The 24,801-nt window shown below is 68.7% G+C and carries 21 protein-coding genes and 1 pseudogene; 15 read left to right on the forward strand and 7 right to left on the reverse strand.

All coding sequences use genetic code 11. The annotated features are described in order from the left end of the window. Positions 1 to 42: 42 nt before the first annotated feature. The 3 genes and pseudogenes from ABZY12_RS00360 to ABZY12_RS00370 form a co-directional block, all read left to right on the forward strand. A pseudogene (locus tag ABZY12_RS00360) lies at positions 43 to 257 on the forward strand (DUF6000 family protein); the annotation flags it as partial. Further along, positions 238 to 546: a DUF6000 family protein gene (locus ABZY12_RS00365; protein WP_356885507.1), complete on the forward strand. Its 309-nt coding sequence runs from the start codon at positions 238 to 240 to the stop codon at positions 544 to 546. The pseudogene ABZY12_RS00360 and the gene ABZY12_RS00365, both read left to right, overlap by 20 nt. A gap of 126 nt (positions 547 to 672) precedes the next feature. After that, the gene (locus ABZY12_RS00370; RefSeq protein ID WP_356885509.1) at positions 673 to 4,197 is read left to right on the forward strand and encodes an NB-ARC domain-containing protein; all 3,525 of its coding nucleotides are present in this window, start codon (positions 673 to 675) and stop codon (positions 4,195 to 4,197) included. Positions 4,198 to 4,533: 336 nt separating this feature from the next. Here the strand turns inward: ABZY12_RS00370 and ABZY12_RS00375 are convergent, their stop codons facing one another. Next, complete coding sequence (locus ABZY12_RS00375) at positions 4,534 to 8,127, reverse strand: Z1 domain-containing protein (protein ID WP_356885511.1); 3,594 nt, start codon at positions 8,125 to 8,127, stop codon at positions 4,534 to 4,536. 167 nt (positions 8,128 to 8,294) lie between these two features. Here ABZY12_RS00375 and ABZY12_RS00380 point away from each other — a divergent pair, with 167 nt between their 5' ends. Further along, entirely contained in the window at positions 8,295 to 8,483 is a 189-nt protein-coding gene (locus tag ABZY12_RS00380) for a hypothetical protein (protein ID WP_356885513.1), read from the forward strand. A gap of 246 nt (positions 8,484 to 8,729) precedes the next feature. Next, complete coding sequence (locus ABZY12_RS00385; protein ID WP_356885515.1) at positions 8,730 to 8,933, forward strand: CPCC family cysteine-rich protein; 204 nt, start codon at positions 8,730 to 8,732, stop codon at positions 8,931 to 8,933. Between the two features lie 335 nt (positions 8,934 to 9,268). On the opposite strand, the gene ABZY12_RS00390 is transcribed toward ABZY12_RS00385, so the two are convergent. From ABZY12_RS00390 to ABZY12_RS00400, 3 genes are all read right to left on the reverse strand, one after another. Further along, on the reverse strand, positions 9,269 to 10,621 hold the full coding sequence (locus ABZY12_RS00390; RefSeq protein WP_356885517.1) for a restriction endonuclease: 1,353 nt from the start codon (positions 10,619 to 10,621) through the stop codon (positions 9,269 to 9,271). 108 nt (positions 10,622 to 10,729) lie between these two features. Beyond that, complete coding sequence (locus tag ABZY12_RS00395) at positions 10,730 to 11,266, reverse strand: NUDIX domain-containing protein (protein WP_356885519.1); 537 nt, start codon at positions 11,264 to 11,266, stop codon at positions 10,730 to 10,732. A gap of 1 nt (position 11,267) precedes the next feature. Further along, positions 11,268 to 12,623, reverse strand: coding sequence for a tetratricopeptide repeat protein (locus ABZY12_RS00400; protein WP_356885521.1), 1,356 nt, complete (start codon positions 12,621 to 12,623; stop codon positions 11,268 to 11,270). A 223-nt stretch (positions 12,624 to 12,846) separates the two neighbouring features. On the opposite strand from ABZY12_RS00400, the gene ABZY12_RS00405 reads away from it, so the two are divergent. The 5 genes from ABZY12_RS00405 to ABZY12_RS00425 all read left to right on the forward strand — a co-directional run bounded on the left by ABZY12_RS00405 (position 12,847) and on the right by ABZY12_RS00425 (position 16,551). Then, positions 12,847 to 13,596 (forward strand): hypothetical protein, encoded by a 750-nt coding sequence (locus ABZY12_RS00405; protein ID WP_356885523.1) that lies wholly within the window; start codon positions 12,847 to 12,849, stop codon positions 13,594 to 13,596. 79 nt (positions 13,597 to 13,675) lie between these two features. Beyond that, a complete protein-coding gene (locus ABZY12_RS00410; RefSeq protein ID WP_356885525.1) occupies positions 13,676 to 14,587 on the forward strand; it encodes an aminoglycoside phosphotransferase family protein in 912 nt (303 codons plus the stop codon). A 1-nt stretch (position 14,588) separates the two neighbouring features. Beyond that, the gene (locus ABZY12_RS00415; RefSeq protein ID WP_356885527.1) at positions 14,589 to 15,281 is read left to right on the forward strand and encodes a class I SAM-dependent methyltransferase; all 693 of its coding nucleotides are present in this window, start codon (positions 14,589 to 14,591) and stop codon (positions 15,279 to 15,281) included. A 33-nt stretch (positions 15,282 to 15,314) separates the two neighbouring features. After that, positions 15,315 to 15,857, forward strand: a complete 543-nt coding sequence (locus ABZY12_RS00420) for an HAD domain-containing protein (protein WP_356885529.1) — start codon at positions 15,315 to 15,317, stop codon at positions 15,855 to 15,857. Positions 15,858 to 16,221: 364 nt separating this feature from the next. Continuing rightward, positions 16,222 to 16,551 carry a hypothetical protein gene (locus ABZY12_RS00425; RefSeq protein WP_356885531.1) on the forward strand — a complete coding sequence of 110 codons (330 nt, stop codon included), beginning with the start codon at positions 16,222 to 16,224 and terminating at the stop codon, positions 16,549 to 16,551. Between the two features lie 108 nt (positions 16,552 to 16,659). Here ABZY12_RS00425 and ychF read toward each other — a convergent pair whose 3' ends face one another. Further along, entirely contained in the window at positions 16,660 to 17,748 is a 1,089-nt protein-coding gene (ychF, locus tag ABZY12_RS00430) for a redox-regulated ATPase YchF (RefSeq protein ID WP_356885533.1), read from the reverse strand. 362 nt (positions 17,749 to 18,110) lie between these two features. Here ychF and ABZY12_RS00435 point away from each other — a divergent pair, with 362 nt between their 5' ends. Beyond that, complete coding sequence (locus ABZY12_RS00435; RefSeq protein WP_356886248.1) at positions 18,111 to 18,563, forward strand: DUF6542 domain-containing protein; 453 nt, start codon at positions 18,111 to 18,113, stop codon at positions 18,561 to 18,563. Between the two features lie 169 nt (positions 18,564 to 18,732). Here ABZY12_RS00435 and ppgK read toward each other — a convergent pair whose 3' ends face one another. Both ppgK and ABZY12_RS00445 read right to left on the reverse strand, forming a co-directional pair. Beyond that, positions 18,733 to 19,476 carry a polyphosphate--glucose phosphotransferase gene (gene ppgK / locus ABZY12_RS00440; protein WP_356885535.1) on the reverse strand — a complete coding sequence of 248 codons (744 nt, stop codon included), beginning with the start codon at positions 19,474 to 19,476 and terminating at the stop codon, positions 18,733 to 18,735. A gap of 34 nt (positions 19,477 to 19,510) precedes the next feature. Beyond that, positions 19,511 to 20,515 (reverse strand): 4-hydroxy-3-methylbut-2-enyl diphosphate reductase, encoded by a 1,005-nt coding sequence (locus ABZY12_RS00445; RefSeq protein WP_356885537.1) that lies wholly within the window; start codon positions 20,513 to 20,515, stop codon positions 19,511 to 19,513. Between the two features lie 204 nt (positions 20,516 to 20,719). Between ABZY12_RS00445 and ABZY12_RS00450 the strand changes: the two genes are divergently transcribed. The 4 genes from ABZY12_RS00450 (at position 20,720) to ABZY12_RS00465 (ending at position 24,774) form a co-directional block, all read left to right on the forward strand. Further along, positions 20,720 to 22,075 carry an APC family permease gene (locus ABZY12_RS00450; RefSeq protein WP_356885539.1) on the forward strand — a complete coding sequence of 452 codons (1,356 nt, stop codon included), beginning with the start codon at positions 20,720 to 20,722 and terminating at the stop codon, positions 22,073 to 22,075. A 316-nt stretch (positions 22,076 to 22,391) separates the two neighbouring features. Beyond that, positions 22,392 to 23,795 (forward strand): exodeoxyribonuclease VII large subunit, encoded by a 1,404-nt coding sequence (gene xseA / locus ABZY12_RS00455; protein ID WP_356885541.1) that lies wholly within the window; start codon positions 22,392 to 22,394, stop codon positions 23,793 to 23,795. Between the two features lie 34 nt (positions 23,796 to 23,829). Continuing rightward, positions 23,830 to 24,060: an exodeoxyribonuclease VII small subunit gene (locus ABZY12_RS00460; protein ID WP_356885542.1), complete on the forward strand. Its 231-nt coding sequence runs from the start codon at positions 23,830 to 23,832 to the stop codon at positions 24,058 to 24,060. Positions 24,061 to 24,183: 123 nt separating this feature from the next. Next, complete coding sequence (locus ABZY12_RS00465) at positions 24,184 to 24,774, forward strand: malonic semialdehyde reductase (protein WP_356885544.1); 591 nt, start codon at positions 24,184 to 24,186, stop codon at positions 24,772 to 24,774. The last annotated feature ends 27 nt before the right edge of the window (positions 24,775 to 24,801 follow it).

Below are 24,801 nucleotides of genomic sequence, written 5' to 3' on the forward strand. Positions count from 1 at the left end.
GAAGTCGGCTACGGCCATGTGGTCGAGAGCTACGTGACGAGGATGTACGGCGGCCTCCCGCGCTATCTCGTACTGAACGGCGGACGGTTCCTGGGCCCCCGGTGGTGGCACACCACCCGCTTCACCCGACACCTACTCAGTGACGCCGTCGCGATCAGCGACGAGGAACTGGAAGCCCTCCTCGGGTACGAATGGCGCTCGACCTGCTCCTGGCCAGCGAGGTCTGCTACTCCGGCGGTGCCTACTGCTTCGCCCTGGCCCGCTTCGGCACGCACGCGGACGCCGAGATCCTCACCGCCTACCTCGACTGCTACCTCCCCCCGCACCGACCTCCACTACGACCAGCCCGCCGCCCTCGGCGCCCTCCTCCGCCTCGACGCCCTCCTCGGCACCCACCATGCCGACCGCTTCACGGAGCCCGACGGCCTCTGGGACGAGTGGGTCAAGGGCGTGGGACGCCTCGGCTACCCCAGCCACACCCCCGCCGAACAGCGCCGCTGGACTGACCTCCAATGCGACTTCACCAACGGCTGGTCCCGTGCGTAGGGGACGGCTACGTGGCGGTTTGTGAACGGTTGCGACACGGGCTGTCAGTGGTGTCCTGCATGCTGGAGGGCGAAACCGAGGCCAAGGGGGAATCGCCATATGGGCGGAGTCGATACGGCACGGGGCATGAGTTTCCAGACGGCGTGCGCCATTCTGCAGCTCATCCGCACTCCGGAGGAGTACCCGGAGGCCGAGACCTTCCGGGTCGAGGGCGCCGATGAGGCCATCGACTTCGAAGTACGCGACGCGCAGGGACGGCCGCTGCTGCTGGCACAGGCGAAGACCCGCGTCGAGCCGGGCTCATGGTCAGGTCCGGAACTGATACGGCTGGCTCGACGCTGGGGCTCTGCAGATCCCGAAGGCACGGCGGTGCTGCGGTTCCTCTCGGACGCTCCCGTGCACTCGTCGGGACATGCCCTGCGGAACGCGGTGGCACGTGCCCGGGCCATGCCGGACCCTGACAAATGGCTGGCAGAGTGCAAGGACGAAGTGCCGGCCTCGATCGGGCTGTCCGAAAACGACCACGCCTTACTCCGCCGGCTGGAGATCGATACCCGGATTGGACCGTGGGAGCAGATCCTCGACCAGGCCCGGTTGGAGCTGCTGCGCCTGTCACCCGTCGCCATGGCGGCGGAGGACATCGACAGCACGGTCGACGCGCTGTTTGTGAAGATGTTTCAGTGGTCCGGGGACCACCTGCTCGCCAGGCGCACGTTCCGGTTGGCCGAGCTTCCGAGCCTCCTGCGCGGACGCCGCGGCACGCCTGCGGCCGAGGCGGTCAAGCTGACCGGGCCCGGCCGCGCACTCTTCCGTGAGGTCCCTTCGGCCGCCGGTGTGCGCGGCCGGAGCAGGGAGCTGGCGACGCTCAGGGAACGGTTCAGCAAAGAGCCCGATGCTGGGACACCCCGGGTGGTCGTGTCCGGACTCGGCGGGATCGGCAAATCGAGCATCGCACGGCTGTATGCCCACCGACACCGAGACCAGTACGACTTTGTCTGGTGGATCCCGTCCGACACCAGGGAGGACGTCATCGCCGCGTATCGGCGGATGGTCGCCGAGGAGCGGCAGGACACCGAGCCAGCCACCGACGTGGAGATCCTCACTCAGGTCGGCCTTCGACTAGCGCACCTAGGCTCCAGACTGTTGCTCGTCTACGACAACGTCGCGGACCAGGAGCAGCTGCAAGGTCTGCTGCCGACCTGCGAGGGCGCGCATGTGTTGGTCACCACCCGCGACTCGGCCTGGGCTGCGGCAGACGGCGGGCTAGTCGTTGAACGGATGACGGCCGAGGAGGCCACTGTCTGGGCTGGAGAACGGCTGCCACATATCTGCGAGTCCGAGGCGTCCGCGCTGGTCAACGCAGTGGAGGGCATCCCGCTCGGCATCGCCCAGGCCATCGGCTACATCGCGGCGACCCAGTGCCCGGTCGACGTCTATCTGACTGAACTCGCGCACTGCCGCGCCCAGTTGCTCGACGACCGCGGCTTCGTACCGCTCGACTACCGGGAGGGCGCGACGCTGACCGCGGCGGTCACCCTCAGCGTGAAACGGGTACTCGATCAGGCGCTGCACTCGTCCGACGACCTGGGACAGCATCTCCCCGCTGCGCTGCTCGCCCGCTGTGCCCTGCTCGCCCCAGAGTTCATTCCGCTCCATCTCGCGACACTCGATCTGCCGACCGGATCCGCCGTCTACAGAGCTGTGGCGGAGCTGCGCAGATTCTCCCTGGTCGACCCCCGAGACGGATTTCTTGCAATCCACCGCATCGTCCAGGAAGTCATCCGCGCGATGATGGACAGCGAGGCCGTCAAGACGATGCAAGGACGCTTCCAGTACGAGCTGGTGAAGCGACTGGTGGACTGCCAGAAACAGCACTCATGGGCCGAGGCTGCCACCCTGATCGAGCATGCGGTTCATGTGGCGCACCGCGTGACGAGCAGCGGCCATGCGGACGCCAACACCGTGGCCCTGCTGGCCAATGTTGCAGGAGCGATCTCAAACATCCACGGTGATCTGGCGCGCAGCGAGGGACTGTTGCGTGAGGCTCTGACAATCGCGGAGCACGCCGGCCAAGAGGCAATCGACGATCCCGTCTACCGACGAGCCGCCACGATGACGACACTGGCCCAGTGCCTGATAAACCAGTCGCGGTTCGATGAGGGCGCGCAGGCGGCACAGATTGCCTGGACTCTGTTGGAAGGCATGGACGCCCTCGACGCCGAAGGCGTCGAGCATCTGCTGTTGGCCCACGTCGCCCACATGCGCGCAGCAGTGGCAACGGACCGCTTCGCTGACTTCGCCCGCGCCAACGCCAGGCTCGAGGCGGTTCTGCAGCGCGAGGATGTGGCTCCCTCGACAGCCTTGGGGATCCGATTGGAACAAGTGCAGTCGCTCGTGTGGATCCAGAACTGGGACGACGCGGCTATGGCCATCAGCCAGGCCAAGGCAGCAGCTCCGGCAGACGCCGAGACGAGTGCGGAACTGCGCTTCCTGGACGCCATCGTCAAAGCATCCACGGGTCGGCTGGAGGAGGCCCTTGCCGTCACTGCGGGAATCCCCGAGCCCGCCGAGCGGGAAGCCGTGAACATCATGCGCCACCACGCGGACCATATGGTGGACGCGGCCCATGCCCTGATGGTGGGCAGCCTCCACAGGCAGAAGAAGGGACTACCCACTGACGCCTGGATCCTGCAAGCCGCAGGGTTGTTGATCGACCAGGCTGAGGCGCTGCTCGTGGCACACACCGAAGCCGGACCGGACGTACTGGCCCATGTCCCGCACCGACGCGCTGTGCTCGCCTGGACCCGATACCTTCTGGGGCATCCAGACGGTGACCTGGAAGTGTGCCGCGCCCTGATGCGAGAGAGCCTCGAACTGTTCGAGGCCGCGGGGCAGAGTCACGTACCGCTTGCGGTCACAGCCCGCCAGTTCCTGGAGCTGCGTGAAGAGGATCTCCACGACGAGCCTTCCGAAACATTGACCCTGGAGGGGCCTGCTCACTTTCCGTTGCCGCCGTCGGGGGGCAGTGGAACGTACCCGATAGCCGAATACCCCTGGCACAACGCCGTAGCTCTCGCCCGGGCCGTTCCACTTGATGCGCGCTCGCTTTACAGCCTGCTTGGGGCCACCTCTTATCATCTAGGTGGGCAAACGGCGCCCTCTCCTGCCTTCCTCGTGCTGGCATTCACCACGGCCCTGCGCTCCCTTGGACTGGAGTGCCGACTGATCCCTACCAAGTTGCGCGTGACCCGGAGCGACGGCGGATCGGTCGACCTGCCGGACTGGGGGCTTCCGCCCGTGGTCACGCAGAACGGGGAAGTCCGGGGGCACGTAACCGTCTGGTGCGAGGAAGCAGCGCGGTTGGTAGACCCGGCCCTACTGATTGGCCAGAGCCGGCTCGCCCCGGACGCTGTGGAGCGCGAGATCTTCCGGTCCCCCGTAGTCTTTCCGGCGCCCGATCTGAACGCTCTGCTCGGCATCAGCCCGGCCACCCACCGAGAGGGGTGCCTACTCGCTTACGAGTTCCGCCTCGACTGGGAGGAGCACCTCCGTGGGGCGATTGAGCACCTGGACAAGGCGGCTGTAGCCAGCCTTGCGCGAGTACTGGCCGCTTCCGCCACCCTGGCCGCCGACACCGGTCTCTATGCCTGAGAACGTCTCACCAGGCTGAAGTTCTGCGGACTGCTGCGGACAGCGCAACGGCCTGACCTGCATAGCCGCAGGTCAGGCCGCCTCTAGGCGCGCGATCACACGTTGAAGCGGAATGTCTGGGAGCTGACCCTGACCTGCGGCGGAGCCCAGCAGAGCGCCCTGACCAGGCGCTTCTCCGTTGGCGAGCGTTGGGTCCCGACGGTCGCTTGCGGGTGCCCTGCGGACTGTCTGCGGACAGCTCGCCCCGCGGCTGAATCAAACGCGGGTCTGATTCCGCCCTTGCCGGAGCCGGGCCTCGTTCTTCCCTGATGTATGGGTGAGGCACTACCACACACGTCATGCGCCGCCAGCCCGGAACCGGATAGCCGGCCCGGATCCTTCGCTGTCCTTTCTGTTGGGCGTCAACAGCGCGAAGCCGATGGAGACGCGAACGGGGTCCACCGGCCGCCGGAGCGCCTGTTCCGGTTCGATGACGGGATAGAGCAACGCCACCCCGCGCCCGCCGTCATTCAGCAGCTCCCGCGCCACCCGGCGATGGCCGGGATCGCTGATCGCGCCGAACGCGCCGGGGCGCCGACGAGCACGCCGGAACAGTGAGATCTCAGGTGTCCCGGGGAGGACTACCTTCAGGGCGTTCTCCGAGGCGAGCTGCGGTGCCACGATCAGCCATCCGGCCAGGGGCTCCGGGCCAGTGCCGAGGCTCCGCAGATAGGCAAGGTGCGGTGCGAAGATCTTCGGCTGGTCCCACTCCAGACCGCCCAGTACGTCGAGCAGCCGTTCGTGCGTGACGATCGCGGTGAGTGCCGAGAACGACGCGGCCCTCATCCCGTCATGGGCGGGCACCGAGAGTTGCTCCGGTGGTCCGCCCAGAGCCGACAACACCGGCCGCCACCGTTTCGTGTTCCGCCTGATTGTGACGCCACCGACCGGAAGCGCGCTCGGCTCGATCCACCTGCCGGGCGAGTGGATCTCCACGGGCTGCGCATTCGCCATCTTGCTCGCGCTGGTGGGTTTTAGCTCGGGGAGGTACTGGGCCACCAGCGGCCTGATCTGCGACGGCGTGATCGCCGGACCGCCGTCCACCGGCTTCGCGTAGTCGGCCAGCTGCGCCCGGAAAGCGTCTTCGTCGCGGCAGGCAGCCTCGAACGCCTCGTACAGGTCGATACCCTTGTCGCCTCCCGTGCCACGCCCGATGTACAGCCGCACCAGGTCCCTGTAACCATGGCGGAACCCGAACCACCGGCCCATCTGCATGAGAGAGTCGGCCTGGTTGGTGCTGCGCCGGTAATAGGTGACGGTCAGACCTTCGACGGTGAAGCCGCGGGAGAGCTTGGCTCCTCCCACGAGAATCTTCCAAACCGGACGGCGGTCGAAGTCCACGGTCCCGCTCTCAATGTCCTGGTCGCCATTGACCACGATGACGGGACCGCCTCCCCCTTCGATGCGGGTGCGCGCCGCACGGAGGTGTGGCACCAGGTCACCGAAGTCCGCCGGCATCACGAACCCGTCGTGGTGGTGAGCCGAGACACGAGCGAAGTCGGACTCGAACAGAGCGTGGAGTCGTCCGAGCCCGCGCTTACCCTCATGCTGGTCCGCGTGCCAGAGCTGGGCAAGCCTGTGGGCGCTCTCGCGATGGTCAGCCATCCGTACGGACTCGTGGACGAGCATCGAGTGATGTCGGTAGGTGATACCGCTCGGGTCATGCGCCTCACGGTAGAGCTTGACTGCCGCCGACAGGAGAAAGGCGTCCAGTGCCTCCCGTAGGTACATGTCGTCGCCCCCGGTCTCCCCCATGGGCCGGACGTGCGCGAGCTCCCGCGAGTCGGCGACCGTCCGCTTGTGTACCGGGACGTGGGAGTCGAAGTCGTGGAACTCGCGCGCCCCCATGTAGCCGGAAGGACGGGGCAGCGCCATCACGAAGTCCTTGGGGAACAGGTCCTCCTGATCGGTCGGGTTGATCAGGACATTCGCGAACGGGGTGGCGGTGTAGGCGACGTACTGGGCACGCGGGAGCAGCCCCAGCAGTTCGGAGATGAGGCCGTTGATCGCCGTGCGGTCGGCGCGCTCCCGTCCTCTACCGGGGTGCGCTGTGTTCACCGATCCGTGGTCCGACTCATCGTCCACGATGAGGACGGGAACCTCCTCGAGTTGTCGCCCCAGCCGCCGGAGGTCGTTGACGACCCGCGCCAGCACCGCCTTGTTCTTCTTGACCACCATGAGCCGCGCCGAGCTGCGGTGCAGGTTGTGGGGGTGGTGGAGCGGCAGGGCAGGATCGGCCTTCTCGAATTCGAGCGCGGTGATGCCCTGGCGCAGCGCCTGGTAGTCGTCGTTCCGGGTGGTGAGACGGATGACGTCGAACGCTCCTAGGCGTGAGGGGAGTTCGCCGTGCGAGAGGAATCTTCCCTGCTCCCACGCCGGGTCGTCGGCGTACTCGGAGTACTCCTCGGGAGCTCCGCGCAGAATGTTTTCCTTACCCACCAGTTCCATGTCGAGACGCCGTTGCGTCTGGGCCCGCAGCAGGTTGAGGGATCCGCTGAGTACGATCACCATCCGGTAGCCGCGGTCCACCGCCTTGGCGATCACGCCGGTGAAGTTGGCGGTCTTTCCGGACTGGACATACCCCATAACCAGGCCTTTGGTCTGGTAGGCGGCCGTGTTTGTGGGGTCGGCGAGCCGCTCGACCACTCGGTCGGCGGCCTCGTCGATGCCGGTCACGGCTTCGGCCGACCAGCCCTTGAGGTCCCGCAGGCATCGTTCGTACGCAGGCCAGTACCAACCGTTGGCGAGGTGCGCCGGAGTTACCCACGGCCGGGGCGGTTCGCCGATGACGACGGGGCCCGCGGCGAAGGAGATCGGGATCAGCTCGGTTAGGACCCGGCGGGTACCGGGTTCCAGGGCGAGGGCTTCGTACAACGCGATCCGTCGCTCGGCTGTGCGGGGCGGGGTGTCCGTCCACTGCGGGTCCGGCTCGTGGTCCCACCGACTGACGTTCCGTCGCCAGGAGGCGGCCAGCGGGCCCTCGGCGCCGCCGGTGGCCAACTGGCCAGGCAACACGTGCTGTGAGGTGTCGGGCCGGGTCGACAGGTCAGCGGACACATACTCGAGCGCTCGGACAAAAGGCCGGGGTCCGGAACCGACCATGATGTTGAAGGCCAGCTCATGCAGCTCCGCCATTGCCTCACTCAGTGATTCGGCATCCGGATCGCCCAGCGGAACGAGGGCATCCAGCACATCGCGGCGGCGCTGTTCGAGTTCGAGCAGGTCATAGGTCGCGACCCGGCGATCCCGTGTACCCGGCAGGGAATCCGTACGAGACATGTTGGGTACGAAGTCCGCGCCCAGCAGGAAGGTGCGCCAGGAGGCGAGAACACTGGGGCGCACGCGGACCGGCATGTCATGGGTACCGGACGCGCGCTGTGCCGCGTAGCGGTCCAGCTCGGTCAGGAAGGCATCCCCACAATCCTCTAGTGACCCCGTGGAGATGTGCAGTTGAGTTCGCAGTCGACGGATCTCCGCGCGGGCCACGCTCAGGCCGGCTTCTGCTTCCTCTCTTCTCCGGTCTGCGTCCTTTGCCTGTTCGACCGTACGGCGGACCTGAGCGCTCAGCGCCCGCATCTGGTGCTGTGGGCCCTTACGCCCCTCCTCGGCGGCGCCATGGAGGCGCCGAAGCTGCGCGGCCTCATCCGCGGAGAGGTTGTCTCCGGCAAGCCCGATGAGCCCCTCGATGAACTGCACAGGCGGAAAACTCTTGCACGCGAGGTACCTGCTGACCGTCGTGAAGTCCCACGGCAGTTTGCGTGCGACGCCCCTGAGCGAGAGGCCCAGCGTGGCAAACGCCGCGCGCATGGCCTTTAGGAGGTCCCGTTCGGCGGCGGACAAATCGGCACGAGGCTCGTCGAGTGTGCCGTCCGCCCGGTTGTCTGACAGCACCACCCATTCCTACCTGCTGACTCTGACACCCGGGGCTGTTGCGCGGAATCCTGCAACACCCTGGCTGTTGCAGCGGACTCCGCAACAAGTTGCCCCGTGCACAACACTCTTCGAGTACCGGAACGTCGTCACCGGAACTGCCCAACCTCACCACCAGGACGACTAAGATGCACAAGCTCAAGGCGCTCAAGAAGAATCTGAAGACGACCCCGAAACGGGCGGCCCGCATCCGACGGCTGCGCCAGCTCGCCCACCGCGCCTGGTCCGCTCTCATCAGGCACATGCTCCGCGGCGCGGCTTCAGCGCTGGGCTCCACGCTCATGGCGTGGCTCATCTGGTGGGCGATGAACCGGTGAAGCATCAGACGACTCCCTTCGCGCCGAGCGCCGTCGTCGGCGAGCCAGTTCCCGACCGCACTGACTGAAGTCGGAACCACACGTCGCCGCCGCACGCGGAAGGGGTCGCCCCCCGGGGCCCGATCCCTTCCTCTGCGCGTTCGGCGAGTTGCACGTCGAAGCGGAATGGATCCGGGCGAACGTCCTGCGGTCGTACAGCCTGGAAATAGATGGCACCAGCACGGGCCAGTCGATGAGACTGCGCAGGTGAGCGGCCGCTACCCCTGTCCCTGCTGCGGGCGCCGCGTGCTGGACGCGATGCCCGGCTCGTACGAGATCTGCCCCGTCTGTTCCTGGGAGGACGATGGGGTCCAGTTCCGCTGGGCGGCCATGACAGGCGGGGCGAACAAGGTCTCCCTGATCGAGGCCCAGCGCAACTACCAAGCCCACGCGCTCTACAGTCGAGCATGATCCGCATTACGCAGCGCTCTCGCTGGGTAAGGCCGTCCAGGCAGCAGCCTCCCGCCTGGGGTCGTACGATGCTTGCGCAGGTGTCCACCGGCTCCTGGGTAGACCGCCCTCATGGCTCACATTGCCCGCCCTGATCGCCCTGGTGGACGCCGACGACCCCGCCATCAGGAAGTGGGCGGCGATAGACCTGGCGATCCAGGACTCGACGGCGCGGTCGAGCCTCTGCGCTGCGCGATTACACCTAACTGGAACGGGCGCCCCATCCGACTGGACCGAGCCTGCGCGGTCCGTGGTGGGCGATCGTCAAGGCGAGGCCCTCTTTGGCACAGCGCCGCTCATGAGGTACTCGACGTACGCCACGACATGCCCCAATCGGAGAGTACTGTCAACCTTGCACCCCCACTCATGGAGAAGTCATGCTCGACGGAACAATCATCCGGGTTCTTTCGGCGAAATTCGAGAATTCTTTGGATGCCGCGAACAATATCGGCGACGGGAAGGTCGTTGGATACGATCAATGGGCACCCGGAAGTAACGTCTAGGCCGACAGTGCAACGCCCAGCAAGGTTCTCAATCACGAGAACCCCGCTCTCCGCACCAGTAGAATCGGAGGCGACCATTGCCCAAAAATTTGAGCAGTTGATTGACTCCGGTTCATGTGGACTATCTGCAGTGACACGCGCACAGTCAGATGCACAGGCGTCCAATAGGTCAGACTGCGCAAATGCGAGCACTGGACGCAGCGCACCATCTTGCCAAAGTTTTAGCCTGGCCTCGTCTTCAGCAATTTCCTCTCCCTCTACGATGAATCGCCATGGATTCACAACCAGCCCCACCACCTCCTCCTGAGGAAGCAGATTAAGACAAGCGATCAATACACGTGCTGCAGCCGCAATGCCGCGAATGGTATCCAGCGGGCGAGGAAGGTCACCCCGTGAGGCCTTAGCCGGCAGGTTGACGAGGCACTCCACTAGCGCTACAGGGAAGTCTCCTTTTTGGAGCAGTTGCCACCACAGCCTACGGCGCGGGATTGGCACCCCCTCCGCGTAAAGGAACATCAGGACGGCCGCAACAGCCACCTGCGCCCCCTGCCTCATAACCCACTCACGCCGCTCCCAAAAGAAATCAAGATCGGCTTGCGTCGGTTCTTCACCAAGCTCATCAAAGCGGCTAATAAGCAGCCGAAGCCTTTCCTCGTCCGAGAGCACCGCGGGTAGGATTCGCGCTGCAACCGTGGGGTGCCGTCGGACGAGTCTATCCAGGTTGTCGCGATCCCATAGTTTGATTAGAGGGTGCGGATGAACACGCAAGCGCTCCTCAAGCCAGTCACGCGTTGGGTTGCTGAATCGACTGTTTGTCGCTACGACGAGGACATCGACGTCTGTACGAGCACACGCGTCCAGCACCGCTTGCTGAACCGCACCCCGCTCAACCGTGCCGCTCCTGCCCTTGCACTCGATCCACCAGCGCTGCCTGTCGAGTTCCCCGTCCGGACTCGGCCTATCGAAAATAGCCTCCAAATCGCGGCCGCTATCGGATGCAGTTACGCCCCTTTCCGACCCGGCACGCCAGACTAGGTTTTGCGCACCCATCGCCTCCAAGAGACCGAATAACAGCTCTTCGAGCTGACTGCCGGATACTTCTTTCCATAGAACTTTCGTGACAGTCGCGTCGAACCCGCTACTCACTTCTCCCACCTCTTCCTATTCCACCTGACCTAACGGAGCCCATGGCGTTCCCCATTCCCAGGATCCGATCACGCCAAATTCGAGAACCTCAGCGGCATCGCGCGATGGTCACGAAGCTGACCAACCATCCAACGAGACATCCGCCCCTTTGTTCAGGTAGTTCTGCAAGGCACTGGCCGTGGTTTCAACAAAGGCTTCAGGGATGGCGTTGCCATCGACCCAGCGGACCTGGGAGTGCTTGCGGGGTTCGCGGTTTTCGGGTTCGCCGGTCCATTCGTGGGCAGCGAAGACGACCGTGAGGAAGCCGTTGGGAGCTTCGACGCCCCAGGCGCCGTGGATGATGTGGGCGACCTTAAGGGAATCGGGCTTCACGGTGAGGCCCGTCTCCTCGTAGAGCTCGCGGACGGCGGTCTCCGTGATGGGCTCGCCCGGCTCGCTCTTGCCGACGGGGAGGTCCCACATGCCCTGGGCGAACTTCGCGTTCTCGCTGCGCTGGAGGAGGACGACGCGGTTGGTGGCCTTGTCGTGGACGATGACGGCGGCGACCAGCAGGGTCATCGATTCGAGCGCCGGCTTGAGGGCTCGGGAGCGGTCGTCTGTCTGCTGGGCCACGGTGTTCCCTTCGTCGGGCGGGTTGTTGGGCATGTTAGGCGAGGGCTTCGCGGGCGCGGCGGGCGAGATCGGCGGCGCCGGGCACTTTGCGGCGCTGGTAGACCGCGAGGGTGGAGCGGATCGAGGTGATCGCCTTGCGCGTGCGGTCGGAGGTCATGCCTTCCATGAGGGCCAGGGCCTGGGTCCAGGCGGCGACGGCTTCGTCGGCCCGGGCCTGTGCGGCGAGGCTGTCGCCGAGGTCGGCGTGGGTGAGGGCGTGGACGCGCTTGTACTTCGCAGGGTCCCAGCGGGTGAGGGCGTCGCGGTGCTGCTGCTCGGTACCGATGTGGTCGGCGAGATCGGTCAGGGTGCGGGCGGTGTGGCTGGCCACGGTGCCGGCGGCCGGGCCGCTTACACGGGAGTAGCTGGGCTGGAGGCCGTCGTCCCGCAGGAGGGCGTCCTCGGCGGCGAGCAGGGCGCGCGCGGCCTGGGGGTTCTCGTTCACGGCGGCGTAGGCGCGGGCGTGCGTGATGTGGAGGAGGGCCTCGGTCTGGCCGTCGACGTGGCCGAGACCTGTGCGTAGGGCGCCTTCGACGAGGTCGACGCAGTGGTGGGGCTGCTTGAGGCTCAGGGCCTGGTGGGCGAGGGCGCGCATCATCCAGGCAGCGTGGCCGTGCGGGTCGGCTTCGCAGGCGAGCTTGTAGCCGACCTGGTAGTAGCGCTGGGCGGCGCCTTCCTGGCCGAGGTCGTGGTGTTTCCAGCCTGCGAGGTAGGCGAGTTCGGCGACGGCGCCGAAGGCTGTCCGGCGTAAGGCTTCGTTAGGGAAGCGTCCGCGCAGCATGGGGGCGGCTGTGTCGGCGAGGTACGCGGTGACGGTGGTCAGGCCGTGCCCGCCGCCGAGGCGCTCGTCGGCGGCGCTGAAGGCCGCGGTGATCTGCCGTACGACGTCCACGTCCTCTGCCCCGACCACGGACGCGCCGGTGCGGGCGCGGAGCATGCGGGCAGTGGCTTCGTGGTCGTATCCGAGCGGCATGGCGACGCCGGCGGTGGTGAAGGCCGCGATGGCGAGGAAGCGGCGGCGCTCGACGTCGGCACGGCCCAGGTCGGTGGCGGCGAGGACAGGGTCGGATGCCGTCGGCGCTTCGTCATCGCTGGCCTGGAGGCCGATCTCGGTCTGGGTGACCATGCGCCCCGCTCGGCGGGACAGCGCCTCGGCCAGGTACTGACCTACCCGGCCCGACGGGGCGCGGGTGCCGTTCACCCAGTGCGAGATGGCCGACTTGTTGGTCTGGAGGATCTCGCCGTTCTCGGCCGCGATGCGCCGCACGTCTCTGGCGAGGGCCTCGTAGGTGCAGTCGACCGCCGCGATGACGTCGCGCAGACGGGAGTTGGGTTCTCTCGGCGCCGCCACGATCACCTCCACTCCGGAGCTGTAAACCGCGTATACCGCTTCAACTGCCTTCCACCGTACCCACTGAGCGTGACCACCGGTTCACTTATCAGCAGCCGCCCGGAACGGCGCGACCGTGATCCAGGCTCCCCCTTGGTCCAGGCGGCACCCCGAAGTTCCGTACGCCCACACCAGGCTCGGGCATTCCTGTGCCCGAGACCGGCCAATCAGAGACGGAGACACGGTGACCACCATTGACACCACGGCCATCACGGTCGAGCTGCCCCAGGCGTTCGACCCGCGCTGGAGCCGCTTGCCCGGCATCCAGGTCGACGGCCGGCGCATCATGATCGACCCGGCCGAGTACTTCTTCCGCTTCGAGTCCAACACGTGGCTCGTCGCCGACTGGGAGCTGGTCAAGGCCCAGCTCCTCGGTGCGGACGAGACGACCGAGAGCGCGGTCGAGCAGCTCGCGCTCGACTTCATCAAGCAGCACAGCGAGTCCACCTCCGACGCGGCCCGCGTCCTGGCCACCGCGTACGAGGTGTACGCGTACCTCTTCCGCGACGAGCACCTGGCAAGCCTCGGCCTGCCGCAGATCACCGCCGACCACCTGCGGATGCTCCGCGAGGCGGCCACGCTCATGGCACTCAACAAGGTCGAGCTCGACGGACACATCTCCAACGTCGGCCCGTGCTGGTTCTTTCCCGCCGCCACCTCCGTCGTCTTCGACCTGGACGACGAGGTGGGCGGGAGGCTCGATGAGGTCTACCACGGCGGCTGGTTCAACGAGCACCGCCGCATCGAGTCCATCAAGGCCCACGCCGCCCTCGGTGGCCGGCTCGTGCACGGCTGCCAGTCCGTGCCGGACCAGTCCGGCGGCGTGGTCGCACCCTACGGTGCCTCGATGGCGAACTTCCGTGACGACCTCGCCGCGTTCAAGGCGGGCTGGATCGAGCAGGTCTACGCCCACCGCGTGAACCCCGTCGCGTAACACCACCCGATCAGGCTCCGGGGCGGGCTGGCATCCCTCGCCCGCCCCGGACGCCACCACCCCTCTCTGGAGCCCTCACGTGACCACGAACCCCAGCGCCGAACTCCTCGACAACCTGCTCACCGCGACCGGCCAGACCACCGCCGTACGGGAGGAGGTACGTGTGTGGTCCATGTCCGGCGTCGAGCGCGTCACTTCCCCCGACGGCACCACGGCCATCTTCAAGTACGCCAAGAAGCCCTTCGACAGCGAGGACCAGGCCCTCCGCCTGGCCCACACCCTCGGCGTACCCGTCCCCCAGGTCCACGCCTCCGCCGTCCTGGACGGCTGGCTCGGCATGCTCATGGAGGACCTCGGACCGTCCGTCCGCGAGGCCGACGACCTCGACGGCGTCGCCGCGGCCGTGGTCCTGCACGGCACCCGTACGGCACCGCCCTTGCCCGTCCTCGACCAGGACCGGCTGCGCACGCTCCCGGCCCGGGCCCTGGAGCATCTCGAACGGCTGCGCAAGGCCGACCGGTGGCAGGACGCCGACGACATCGAGAACGCGCTCGACCGGATCGCCCAGGCGGCCGAGGCCCGCTCGGCCGGAGCGACGCTGGAACCGTTCGGCTGGGTGCACTCCGAGTTCCACCCCACCAGCCTCCACATCGGAGAGCACGGCTGGCGGCTGCTCGACTTCGCCCGCGCCTTCACCGGCCCCGGCCTGCTCGACCTCGCCAGCTGGCACGGCACCATCGAGCCCCCGCACCCCGTACGCCTGCGCGTCTTCCTGGAGCAGTACGTCACCGCCGGCGGCACCCCCGACGCCCTCGCCCCGCGCGGCGGGCTCACCGCCGAGAACTGGGCCCTGGGCTGGCACCGCATGTGGGCCGTCGAGTGGTTCATGGAACAGGCCATCCGCTGGATCGACGACCCGGCCACCGACCCCGCCTACATCAAGGCCGTCCGCCGCCACCTCACCGACGTCCTCCACCTCCTGGAGATCTGACGTGCTCGCCCAGGCATCCCCCTGGCACGCCCACGCGCTCCAACGCACCGCCTCTGGACTCGCCGAACCCCTCTCCGTACCCGCCCGGATGGAGTGGACCACGAGACCCGGCCAAGGTCCCGGCGCCGAGATCCTCGGCCCCGACCTGAGGGGCAAGCGACTCCTGGAGCTCGGCTGCGGCCCCGGCCACAACGCCGCCCACCTCGCCACCCGCCATAGCGCCCACGTCACCGGCGTCGACCTGGTCGGCCTCCAGGTCCGCCGCGCCCGCTCCCACTACGGACGGCTGAACGGCCTCACCTTCGTCGCCGGTCACGCCCTGCACTACCTGCACGCCTCCGACGAGCAGTTCGACGCGGTCTACTCCGTCTTCGGCGCCGTCGGCCTTGTCGCCCCCGAGCTCCTGCTCCCGGCCATCGCCCAGCGCCTTACGCCTGGACGAGTGCTCGCCTTCTCCGTTCCCCATCCGCAGCGTGGCGGCCGAAGCCTTTCCGGCAACGACCGGCCTCGCCGCGACTACGTCACCCTCCCCGACCGCACCCGGCTCCCCATCGCCCGCTGGGAGTTCTCCACGGACCGGTGGGAGAAGCACCTCAGCCAGGCGGGTTTCTGGCTCACCTCAGCCCAGAAGTTCCACGACCCCCGCATGGGCCACTGGCCCACCACCCTGCTGATCCGCGCCCGCAAACTCTGACCAGCCACCCGCCCGGCTTCCCCGGAGGAACCGATGCGCCCGCCCTACCTGCTCCTCGACATCGACGGCGTCCTCATACCCTTCCCCAACGCGGACGGCTCGACCCCGGCCACCCACGCCCGCCACGACGTCGTCCCCACCGGCCGCAGCGCCGACAACCCGGTCACCGTCTGGCTCCACCCCGACCACGGCCGCCTTCTCATGCACGTGATCCGCACTGGCCTGGTCACCCCCGTCTGGTGCACCAGCTGGCGCCAGGACGCCACCGCCCTCATCGGGCCCCTTCTCGACCTCCCGGCCCTGCCGCACGTCGACCTGCCACGTCCCCAGATCACCACCAGCCACCCCAACGGCTACCTCTGGAAGCGCTACCACGTCGACGCCTGGCTCGGCGACGCCCCCGCCGTCTGGATCGACGACGACTTCACCAGCCTCGACCACGCCTGGGCGGCGGAGCGCAATGCCAAGGGAACGGCGACGCTCCTCATTCAACCCGACCCGCACCTCGGTCTACAGCCCGAGCACCTGACCGAGGTCACGAGGTGGGTCGCGCAGTTACCCGCAGCCCGCGCCTGACGACTGATGCCCTCGTTGCCACGAGCAGCGAGGGCATCGGGGTGCGCTGTGGTCCGTGAGCGGTGCAGAAGGTGACTAAGCAAGGATCGCGGCCACGTCCTCGGCTGAGACGTGGGTGTCCTCCGCCACTCGCCGGGCGAGCTGCTCGACCACCAAGCTCATACCAGGGCCTGCCTAGCTCGCTGCTGCTGGTGCCCCCAGTTCCGCGACTGCGGCTGCAGGCCCGGCGGTCCGTAGTCCAGTTCCCGCCAGCCGACCCCCGGAAGACCAGCGCTCGCGGCGCAGACCCCTCCCGAGCGAGAACCTGGTCCCCGAGGCCCCGTGCGCCGAGGCGAAGCTGCCCTCGGTACCACGGAAGAAGATCGTGCCCCTGGCCGTCGAGCAGGTGCGGACGCTGTCCGAGGAGATACCCGCCCGATACAAGGGCCTCGTGCTGCTCGGCGCGGCCACCGGGCTCCGCCCCGGCGAGCTCTTCGGCCTCCAGGTCCGCCACCTCGACCTGCTGCACGCAACCGTCTCGGTCGAGCAGCAGATCCAGCAGACCCCAAGCACGGTGTGTACGTCTGCCCGCCCAAGACCGCCCGCTCGCACCGAACGGTTCCACTCCCCCGCGTGGCGGATGGGTCCTGGCGGCCTGCCTGCGCGAAGGCCGGCATACCGAAGGGCACAGCCACCGGTCGACGAAGCGGCGTAGCCGCTCCCCCGCGCGCTGACCGAAGTCGGCGCGCTGCGGACTCTGTGCGGACCACAAAGGCCGCCCAACCCGCTCCGTCGCAGGTCAGACGGCCTTTCGCCGAACGTATTAGACGTTGAAGCGGAACTCCACCACGTCGCCGTCCTGCATCACGTACTCCTTGCCCTCCATGCGCGCCTTGCCCGCCGCGCGGGCGTCGGCGACCGAGCCCGTTTCGACGAGGTCCGCGAAGGAGATGACCTCGGCCTTGATGAAGCCCTTCTGGAAGTCCGTGTGGATCACGCCGGCCGCCTCGGGGGCCGTCGCGCCCTTCTTGATCGTCCAGGCGCGGGATTCCTTCGGGCCGGCCGTCAGGTAGGTCTGGAGGCCCAGGGTGTCGAAGCCGACGCGGGCCAGGGTCGCGAGGCCCGGCTCCTCGGCGCCCACGGACTGGAGGAGCTCCATGGCGTCCTCCTCGTCGAGCTCGGCGAGGTCCTGCTCCAGCTTGGCGTTGAGGAAGATCGCCTCGGCCGGGGCCACCAGCGCCCGCTGCTCGTCCTTGAAGGCGTCGTCGGTCAGCTCGTCCTCGTCGACGTTGAAGACGTAGAGGAACGGCTTGGTGGTCAGCAGGTGCAGGTCGTGCAGCAGCTCCGCCTTCTCCGAGCCCTGGACGATGCCGTGGGAGAAGAGGGTGTCGCCCTTCTCCAGGATCTCCTTCGCCGCCTCGACCGCCGCCACCTTCGGGGCCACGTCCTTCTTGATCCGCGCCTCCTTGGCCAGGCGCGGCAGGACCTTCTCGATCGTCTGGAGGTCGGCGAGGATCAGCTCGGTGTTGATCGTCTCGATGTCGTCCTTCGGCGAGACCTTGCCGTCGACGTGCACGACGTTCTCGTCCTTGAAGGCACGGATGACCTGGCAGATCGCGTCCGACTCACGGATGTTCGCCAGGAACTTGTTGCCCAGGCCCTCGCCCTCGCTCGCGCCGCGCACGATGCCCGCGATGTCCACGAAGTCGACCGTGGCGGGGAGGACACGCTGCGAGTTGAAGATCTCCGCGAGCTTCGTCAGGCGGGCGTCGGGGACACCGACGACGCCGACGTTCGGCTCGATCGTGGCGAACGGGTAGTTGGCCGCCAGCACGTCGTTCTTGGTCAGGGCGTTGAACAGGGTCGACTTGCCGACATTCGGCAGGCCGACGATTCCGATCGTGAGCGACACGTTGGCGACTTCCCTAGCGGTGTGGAGGCGGTGTGGGCGGTACGGATGATGGGCCGATCCCCCAGTTTACGGGCGTGGCGAACCGGCCAGCGACGTGCGTTCCCCGTCGACTCTCGGTCGAACTCGACCCCAAGGTCACCCAAAGGGCGTGTCCCGTGGCGGTGACCCGCCCCTCCCCGACCTACGTTGGTGGAGTGGAGCAGCACAGGACAAGTCAGCCCCAAGGGCGCCCGCGGCCGCAAACCCCCCTCGCGCCGCCCGGCGCCCTCGTCGAAGGCGCCGCCGTCTACCGCGTCGCCCGTACGGGGCGTCCCGGCCGCGGCCGGGTCGAGCGGGCCGCCGGACCCGTCCGCGGCAGGCCCGTGCCGCCCGTCGTCCTCGCCCTGCGGCGGATGCCGAACCCCCGGCTGACCGGCCTCGGCGCCGGACTCTTCGCCTCCGCCGCCATGCTGGTCCTCGGCATCCTCGACTGGCTGTTCCTCGACGGGTCGCCCCTCGTCTACGGCCTGCTGTTCCTGCCGGTCAGCGCCCTGACCGCGCTCTGGGTCCGTACCGCCGACCTCGTCACCGCCCCCATCAGCGTGCCCATCGCCTTCGCCGTCGGCGTGGTGCCCATCTCCGGCGGTTCGGGCGGCTTCGGCGGCCACGCGATGGCCGTCGTCACCGCCCTCGCCGTCCACGCCGGGTGGCTGTACGGCGGCACGCTGGTCGCCGGACTGATCAGCAGCGTCCGGAAGGTACGGGACATGGGGCGCCGGCAGCGCGTCGCCGCCGCCCGCGCTGCCGGGCAGGGCGGGCGCCGCCCGGCCTCGTAGCCGAACGCGCCCGCCCGATCGGTGGTGCCGTCACCACGCCGCAGCGCGCGGCGCCGTCCCGGGCCCGGAAAGCCCGGAAAGCCCGGAAAGCCGCAAAGCCGCAAAGCCGCGAAGCCCCGCAAGCGGGAGCGAGGCCCCCTCGGCCCTGATCCGCCGGACAGGAAGGCCCCTAGCGGCCCGCCGCCGCCATCGCCGCGCCGACGATTCCCGCGTTGTTCTGCAGACCGGCGGGGACGATCTCCGCCCTGATGCCCTCGATCAGCGGCAGGAACTTGTCCGCCTTGCGGCTCACTCCCCCACCGATGATGAACAGCTCCGGCGAGAACAGCATCTCCACGTGCTCGAGGTACTTCTGGAGGCGCCGCGTCGCCCAGTGCTCCCAGCTGAGGTCCTCGTCCTCCTTCGCCTTCGTCGAGGCGCGCTTCTCCGCGTCGTGGCCCTTCAGTTCCAGGTGACCCAGCTCCGTGTTCGGCACCAGCCGCCCGTCGACGAAGAGCGCCGAGCCGATGCCCGTACCCAGCGTCAGCAGGATCACCGTGCCCTTGCGGCCCTGGCCCGCGCCGAAGGTCATCTCCGCGACCCCGGCCGCGTCGGCGTCGTTCAGGACCGTCACCGGGAGGCCGCCCAGGCGTTCGCCGAGCAGCTTGCCCGCGTCGACGCCGACCCAGGCCTTGTCGACATTGGCGGCCGTACGGATCGTGGAGCCGGTCACGACTCCTGGGAAGGTGACGCCCACCGGCCCCGACCAGCCGAAGTTCTCCACCACCTCCGCGACACAGCCCGCCACACCGTCGGGTGTGGCGGGCTGTGGGGTGAGTACCTTGTGGCGCGGCTCCATGAGAGCGCCTCGCTCCAGATCCACGGGAGCGCCTTTGATGCCCGAGCCGCCGATGTCCACTCCGAAGACGTTCATGGACTCAACGGTAGGGGGAAACCGCGGCCGGCGGTCACTCCCCGAGGAGCGCGGCCGCCTCCGCCCGCAGGTCCTTGTTGCGCAGCTCCTTGGGGAGCGAGAACGTCAGGGACTCGTCGGCCGTCTTGACGATCTCCACGTCGGCGTAGCCGCGCTCGGAGAGCCAGGCCAGGACCTCCTCGACCAGCACGTCCGGGACCGAGGCGCCCGACGAGAGGCCGACCGTCGTGACGCCCTCCAGCCAGGCCTCGTCGATCTCGCTCGCGAAGTCGACGAGGTACGCCGCCGGCACGCCGGCCTGCTTGGCGACCTCGACCATGCGAATGGAGTTCGAGGAGTTCTTCGAACCGACCACGATCACCAGCTCCGCCTGTCCGGCGAGCTCCTTGATGGCGGTCTGCCGGTTCTGGGTGGCGTAGCAGATGTCGCTGGACGGCGGGGAGATCAGCTGCGGGAACTTCTCCTGCAGCGCGTCCACCGTCTCCATCGTCTCGTCGACCGAGAGGGTGGTCTGGGAGAGCCAGACGACCTTGGAAGGGTCGCGCACCTCGACCTTGGCCACGTCCTCCGGGCCGTCGACCAGCTGGATGTGGTCGGGGGCCTCGCCGGAGGTGCCGATGACCTCCTCGTGGCCCTCGTGGCCGATCAGAAGGATGTCGAAGTCCGCCTCGGCGTACCGGACGGCCTCCTTGTGCACCTTGGTGACCAGCGGGCAGGTCGCGTCGATGGTCGCGAGCCGGCCCTGCCGGGCCTCCTCGTGGACGGTCGGGGCCACGCCGTGCGCGGAGAACATCACGATGTTGCCCGGGGGGACCTCGGTCGCCTGGTCGACGAAGATCGCGCCCTTCCGCTCCAGGGTCTGTACGACGTACTTGTTGTGGACGATCTCGTGGCGTACGTAGATCGGCGACCCGTACTGCTCCAGGGCCTTCTCCACGGCGATCACGGCACGGTCGACGCCCGCGCAGTAGCCACGGGGAGCGGCGAGCAGGACACGCTTCGGGCGGTTGGTCGCGGGCGTAGCAGTCATGCGTCCCATCGTAAGGCCGCGCCATGGGGGCCCCGCTCGTGCCACTCGCCGCGCCACCCGTCAGGTCCCACTGGTGCCGGGCCCGCACGTGCGCGTGGCGACCGTAAAGCGGTACGCGCGCGTGGAGGGCACGCAAGGCGGCACGCGCGCGTGGAGGCGCGTAAGCCCGCGTCGGTCAGGTGGATGATCGGCTCCGTGGCCGAGACTGGCCCCATGGCGCAGGAATCACACCAGGAGCCGCAGGTCGCGGACCACACCGGACTGCGGCGGACCCTCGGCTTCCGCGACCTCGTCGTCTACGGGCTGCTCTTCATCGCGCCCATGGCCCCCGTCGGCGTCTTCGGCACCCTCGACGCGAAGTCGCACGGCGCCGTCGCCCTCGTGTACGTCGTCGCCACGATCGCCATGGCGTTCACCGCGTTCAGCTACGCCCAGATGGTCCGGGTCGCCCCGCAGGCGGGTTCCGTCTTCACCTACGCCCGTAAGGGCCTGGGTGAGGGGCCCGGCTTCATCGCCGGGTGGATGGCGATGCTCGACTACCTCCTGATCCCCGCCGTGGCGTACCTCTTCGCTGGGATCGCCATGGAGGCACTGGTTCCGGAGATCGACCGGTGGGTGTGGACCGGGATCGCGGTGGTGATCACGACCCTGCTCAACCTCTGGGGCGTCCGCGCGGCGGCGCGGGTCGGCTTCGCGGTGCTGGCGATGGAGATCGTGGTGCTGCTGGTCTTCGTCGTATCGGCCGTGACCGTTCTCGTACGGGACGGGGCGCGGCGCGACTGGTGGTCGCCGCTCGCCGGTGACGTGTCGTTCTCGCTCGCCGCCGTGCTGGGCGCGGTGTCCGTGGCCGTGCTCTCGTACCTCGGTTTCGACGCGATCGCCTCCTTCGCGGAGGAGGTCACGGGCGGCTCGGCGAAGGTGGCGCGGGCGGTGCTGTTCTGTCTGGCGCTGGCCGGGGTGCTGTTCGTCGCCCAGACATATCTGGTGGCCCTGTTGGAGCCGGTGTCGTCGGCGGAGCTGGCGGCCGAACCCGCGAAGCAGGGTTCGGCCTTCTACGACGCCGTGGAGGTGTCCGTGGGCGGCTGGCTGCACGACCTGGTGGCGGTCTCCAAGGCGATCGGCGCGGCGTTCGCGGCGCTGGCCGGCCAGGCCGCTGGCGGGCGGCTGCTGTTCGCGATGGGCCGGGACCGGCGGCTGCCGCACGCGCTCGCGCGGACGGACTCGGGGGTGCCGCGAGTGGCGCTGCTGGTCGCGGCGACCGTGACGATGGTGGCCGCGGTGTGGGCGGCGCGGCGGGACGACGGGCTCGACCATCTGGTGTCGGTGGTCGACATCGGGGCGCTGACGGCGTTCGTGCTGCTGCACGCGAGCGTGGTGGGGTGGTTCGCGGTACGGAGGATGGAGGGGCCGCCGCATCGGTGGCGGCACGTGGTGGCGCCGGTGGTCGGCGCGCTGATCCTGGTCGCGGTGATCGTGGAGGCGGCGACGTCGGCGCAGTTGGTGGGCGCGGCGTGGCTGGGGGTCGGCCTGGTGGTGCTCGCCGTCCAGGGCACGGCGCGGCGGACCTGACTTGACGTCGGGGGCGGCAGGGGCGGGCTGCTGTCGGCCACGGCGCGTAGGGCCGCCGGGGGCGCGGGAGGGAAAGGCGGCTGTCGGCGACCGGGGGCCGGGCGGCTGCCGGGCGCGCGTGTCAGGGCTGCCAGGCGCGCGGGCGCGAAAGGCGGCTGTCGGCGAGCGGGGGCCGGGTGGCCGTCGGGCCCGGCGCGAAAGGGCCACCGGCGAGCGAGGACCGGGCTGCTGTCTGCCCTGGCGCGAAAGGCCACCGCGAGCGAGGACCGGGCGTCGGGGCGGCTCGGGTGTCCGAAGCTGGCACTAGTCTCGGCGCATGGGTCTCAATACGTCCGCCGAAGCGCCGATTCCCGTAGGGGAGGTCTCCCGGCTCATCGGGGGGTGGATCGACCGGCTCGGAGCCGTGTGGGTCGAGGGTCAGATCACGCAGCTGTCGCGGCGGCCCGGGGCCGGGGTCGTCTTCCTGACCCTGCGGGATCCGTCGTACGACATCTCCATCGGCGTCACCTGCTACCGCCAGGTCTTCGACGCCGTCGCCGACGTCGTCTCCGAGGGCGCCCGGGTCGTCGTGCACGCCAAGCCCGAGTGGTACGCGCCGCGTGGGCAGCTCTCGCTGCGCGCGGTGGAGATCAAGCCGGTCGGCATCGGTGAACTCCTGGCCCGTCTCGAACAGCTGAAGCGGAGTCTCGGCGCCGAAGGGCTGTTCGCTCTCGACCGCAAGAAGCCGCTGCCGTTCCTGCCCCAGCTCATCGGCCTCGTCTGCGGCCGCGCCTCCGCCGCCGAGCGGGACGTCCTGGAGAACGCGCGACGGCGCTGGCCGGCCGTCCGGTTCGAGGTGCGCAACGTCGCCGTGCAGGGCGTGAAGGCCGTGCCGCAGGTCGTCCAGGCCGTCAAGGAGCTCGACGCGCACGACGGCGTGGACGTGATCATCGTGGCCCGGGGCGGCGGCAGCGTGGAGGATCTGCTGCCGTTCTCGGACGAGCAGCTGATCCGGGCCGTCGCCGACTGCCGTACGCCGGTGGTCTCCGCGATCGGCCACGAACCGGACTCGCCGCTGCTCGACCTGGTCGCCGACCTGCGGGCCTCCACACCGACGGACGCGGCCAAGAAGGTCGTACCGGACGTCGGGGAGGAGCTGGACCGGGTGCAGGGACTGCGTGACCGGGCGCTGCGGACGGTGCGGGGGCTGCTCGAGCGGGAGGAGCGCGGGCTCGCGCACGCGCTGGCGCGGCCGGTCATGGAGCATCCGCAACGGATGGTGGAGCTTCGGGAGGACGAGCTGGACGCGCTGCTCGCGCGCAGCAGGCGGACCCTCAGGCATCTCCTCGACCGGGCGGACTCCGAGCTTTCGCACACCCGCGCGCGGGTCCGGGCGCTTTCGCCGGCCGCCACGATGGAGCGCGGGTACGCGGTGCTCCAGCGGGCGGACGGGACGGTCGTGCGGAGCCCTGAGGAGGTCGCCGTGGACGAGCAGCTGCGGGCACGCGTGGCCGCGGGCGAGTTCGGAGTGCGCCGCGTCGACGGGCCCGGGGCCGACGGCTCCCCGGCCGGCGAGTCCCGCGTCGACGGGCCCGGGGCCGACGGCTCCCCGGCCGGCGAGGCCGACGCCGACGAACCCCACGAGCCCCCGGCCGACGGGTCCGAGGCAGACGAGCCTCAGTCCGACGCCCCCCAGGCCGACCGGGCCCCCGTCGACCGGGCCCCCGTCGACGGATCTTGATCCTTTGTCCGAACCCACACATAGGGTGGTGCGCATGGCAGGCACGGTGGAAGAGGCGGCGCTCGGCTACGAGCAGGCACGCGACGAGCTGATCGAGGTCGTCCGGCGGCTCGAGGCGGGCGGAACGACCCTGGAGGAGTCCCTGGCCCTCTGGGAGCGCGGCGAGGAGCTGGCGAAGGTGTGCCGGCGCTGGCTCGAAGGGGCGCGGGCGCGGCTCGACGCCTCGCTGGCGGCGGAGCAGGAGGGGGCCGGAGAGGACGAGTGACTTCGGTAAGGTGGGCGATGTGAAGCGGATCACTATCCGCATGAGTTAGTTGAAAATTAACCAAACACCGTCGTACTGTCGGGGCATCGGTTGAATCCCTTGCTTGTCCGGAAGGTACGCAGCATGTCTCTCGCCCTTGACCCCGCCGCCCAGGACCTCCTCTTCCGTGAGGCCCGCACCGCCAACACCTTCACCGACGAGCCGGTGACCGACGAGCAGATCCAGGCGATATACGACCTGATGAAGTTCGGCCCGACCGCCTTCAACCAGTCGCCGCTGCGCGTCGTCCTGGTCCGCTCGCCCGAGGCCCGCGAGCGCCTGGTCAAGCACATGGCAGAGGGCAACCAGCCCAAGACCGCCACCGCCCCGCTGGTCGCGATCCTGGCCGCCGACAACGAGTTCCACGAGGAGCTCCCGGCCCTGTTCCCGCACTTCCCGCAGGCCAAGGACGTCTTCTTCGCCGAGCGCCCGACCCGCGAGGGCTCGGCCGCCTTGAACGCCGCCCTCCAGGCCGCCTACTTCATCATCGGCGTCCGCGCCGCCGGCCTCGCCGCCGGCCCGATGACCGGCCTGGACTTCGCCGGCGTCCAGAAGGAGTTCCTCGACGACGACCACACGCCCCTCATGGTCGTCAACATCGGCAAGCCGGGCGACGACGCCTGGTTCCCGCGCTCGCCGCGCCTGGCCTACGACGAGGTCGTCACCACCGTCTGAGCCCGCCGCGGCCCTCGACGCGACAAA

Source organism: Streptomyces sp. NPDC006551 (genome assembly GCF_040611675.1).
Classification (GTDB): domain Bacteria; phylum Actinomycetota; class Actinomycetes; order Streptomycetales; family Streptomycetaceae; genus Streptomyces.

What these genes read in the sequence shown, in the direction of transcription:
- ABZY12_RS00445 (WP_356885537.1), bottom strand. Translation starts at nt 20,515, where the DNA reads ATGGGACGCATGACTGCTACGCCCGCGACCAACCGCCCGAAGCGTGTC.
- ABZY12_RS00395 (WP_356885519.1), bottom strand. Translation starts at nt 11,266, where the DNA reads ATGCCCAACAACCCGCCCGACGAAGGGAACACCGTGGCCCAGCAGACA.
- ABZY12_RS00465 (WP_356885544.1), top strand. Translation starts at nt 24,184, where the DNA reads ATGTCTCTCGCCCTTGACCCCGCCGCCCAGGACCTCCTCTTCCGTGAG.
- ABZY12_RS00370 (WP_356885509.1), top strand. Translation starts at nt 673, where the DNA reads ATGAGTTTCCAGACGGCGTGCGCCATTCTGCAGCTCATCCGCACTCCG.
- ABZY12_RS00380 (WP_356885513.1), top strand. Translation starts at nt 8,295, where the DNA reads ATGCACAAGCTCAAGGCGCTCAAGAAGAATCTGAAGACGACCCCGAAA.
- ABZY12_RS00450 (WP_356885539.1), top strand. Translation starts at nt 20,720, where the DNA reads ATGGCGCAGGAATCACACCAGGAGCCGCAGGTCGCGGACCACACCGGA.
- ppgK (WP_356885535.1), bottom strand. Translation starts at nt 19,476, where the DNA reads ATGAACGTCTTCGGAGTGGACATCGGCGGCTCGGGCATCAAAGGCGCT.
- ABZY12_RS00460 (WP_356885542.1), top strand. Translation starts at nt 23,830, where the DNA reads ATGGCAGGCACGGTGGAAGAGGCGGCGCTCGGCTACGAGCAGGCACGC.
- xseA (WP_356885541.1), top strand. Translation starts at nt 22,392, where the DNA reads ATGGGTCTCAATACGTCCGCCGAAGCGCCGATTCCCGTAGGGGAGGTC.
- ABZY12_RS00420 (WP_356885529.1), top strand. Translation starts at nt 15,315, where the DNA reads ATGCGCCCGCCCTACCTGCTCCTCGACATCGACGGCGTCCTCATACCC.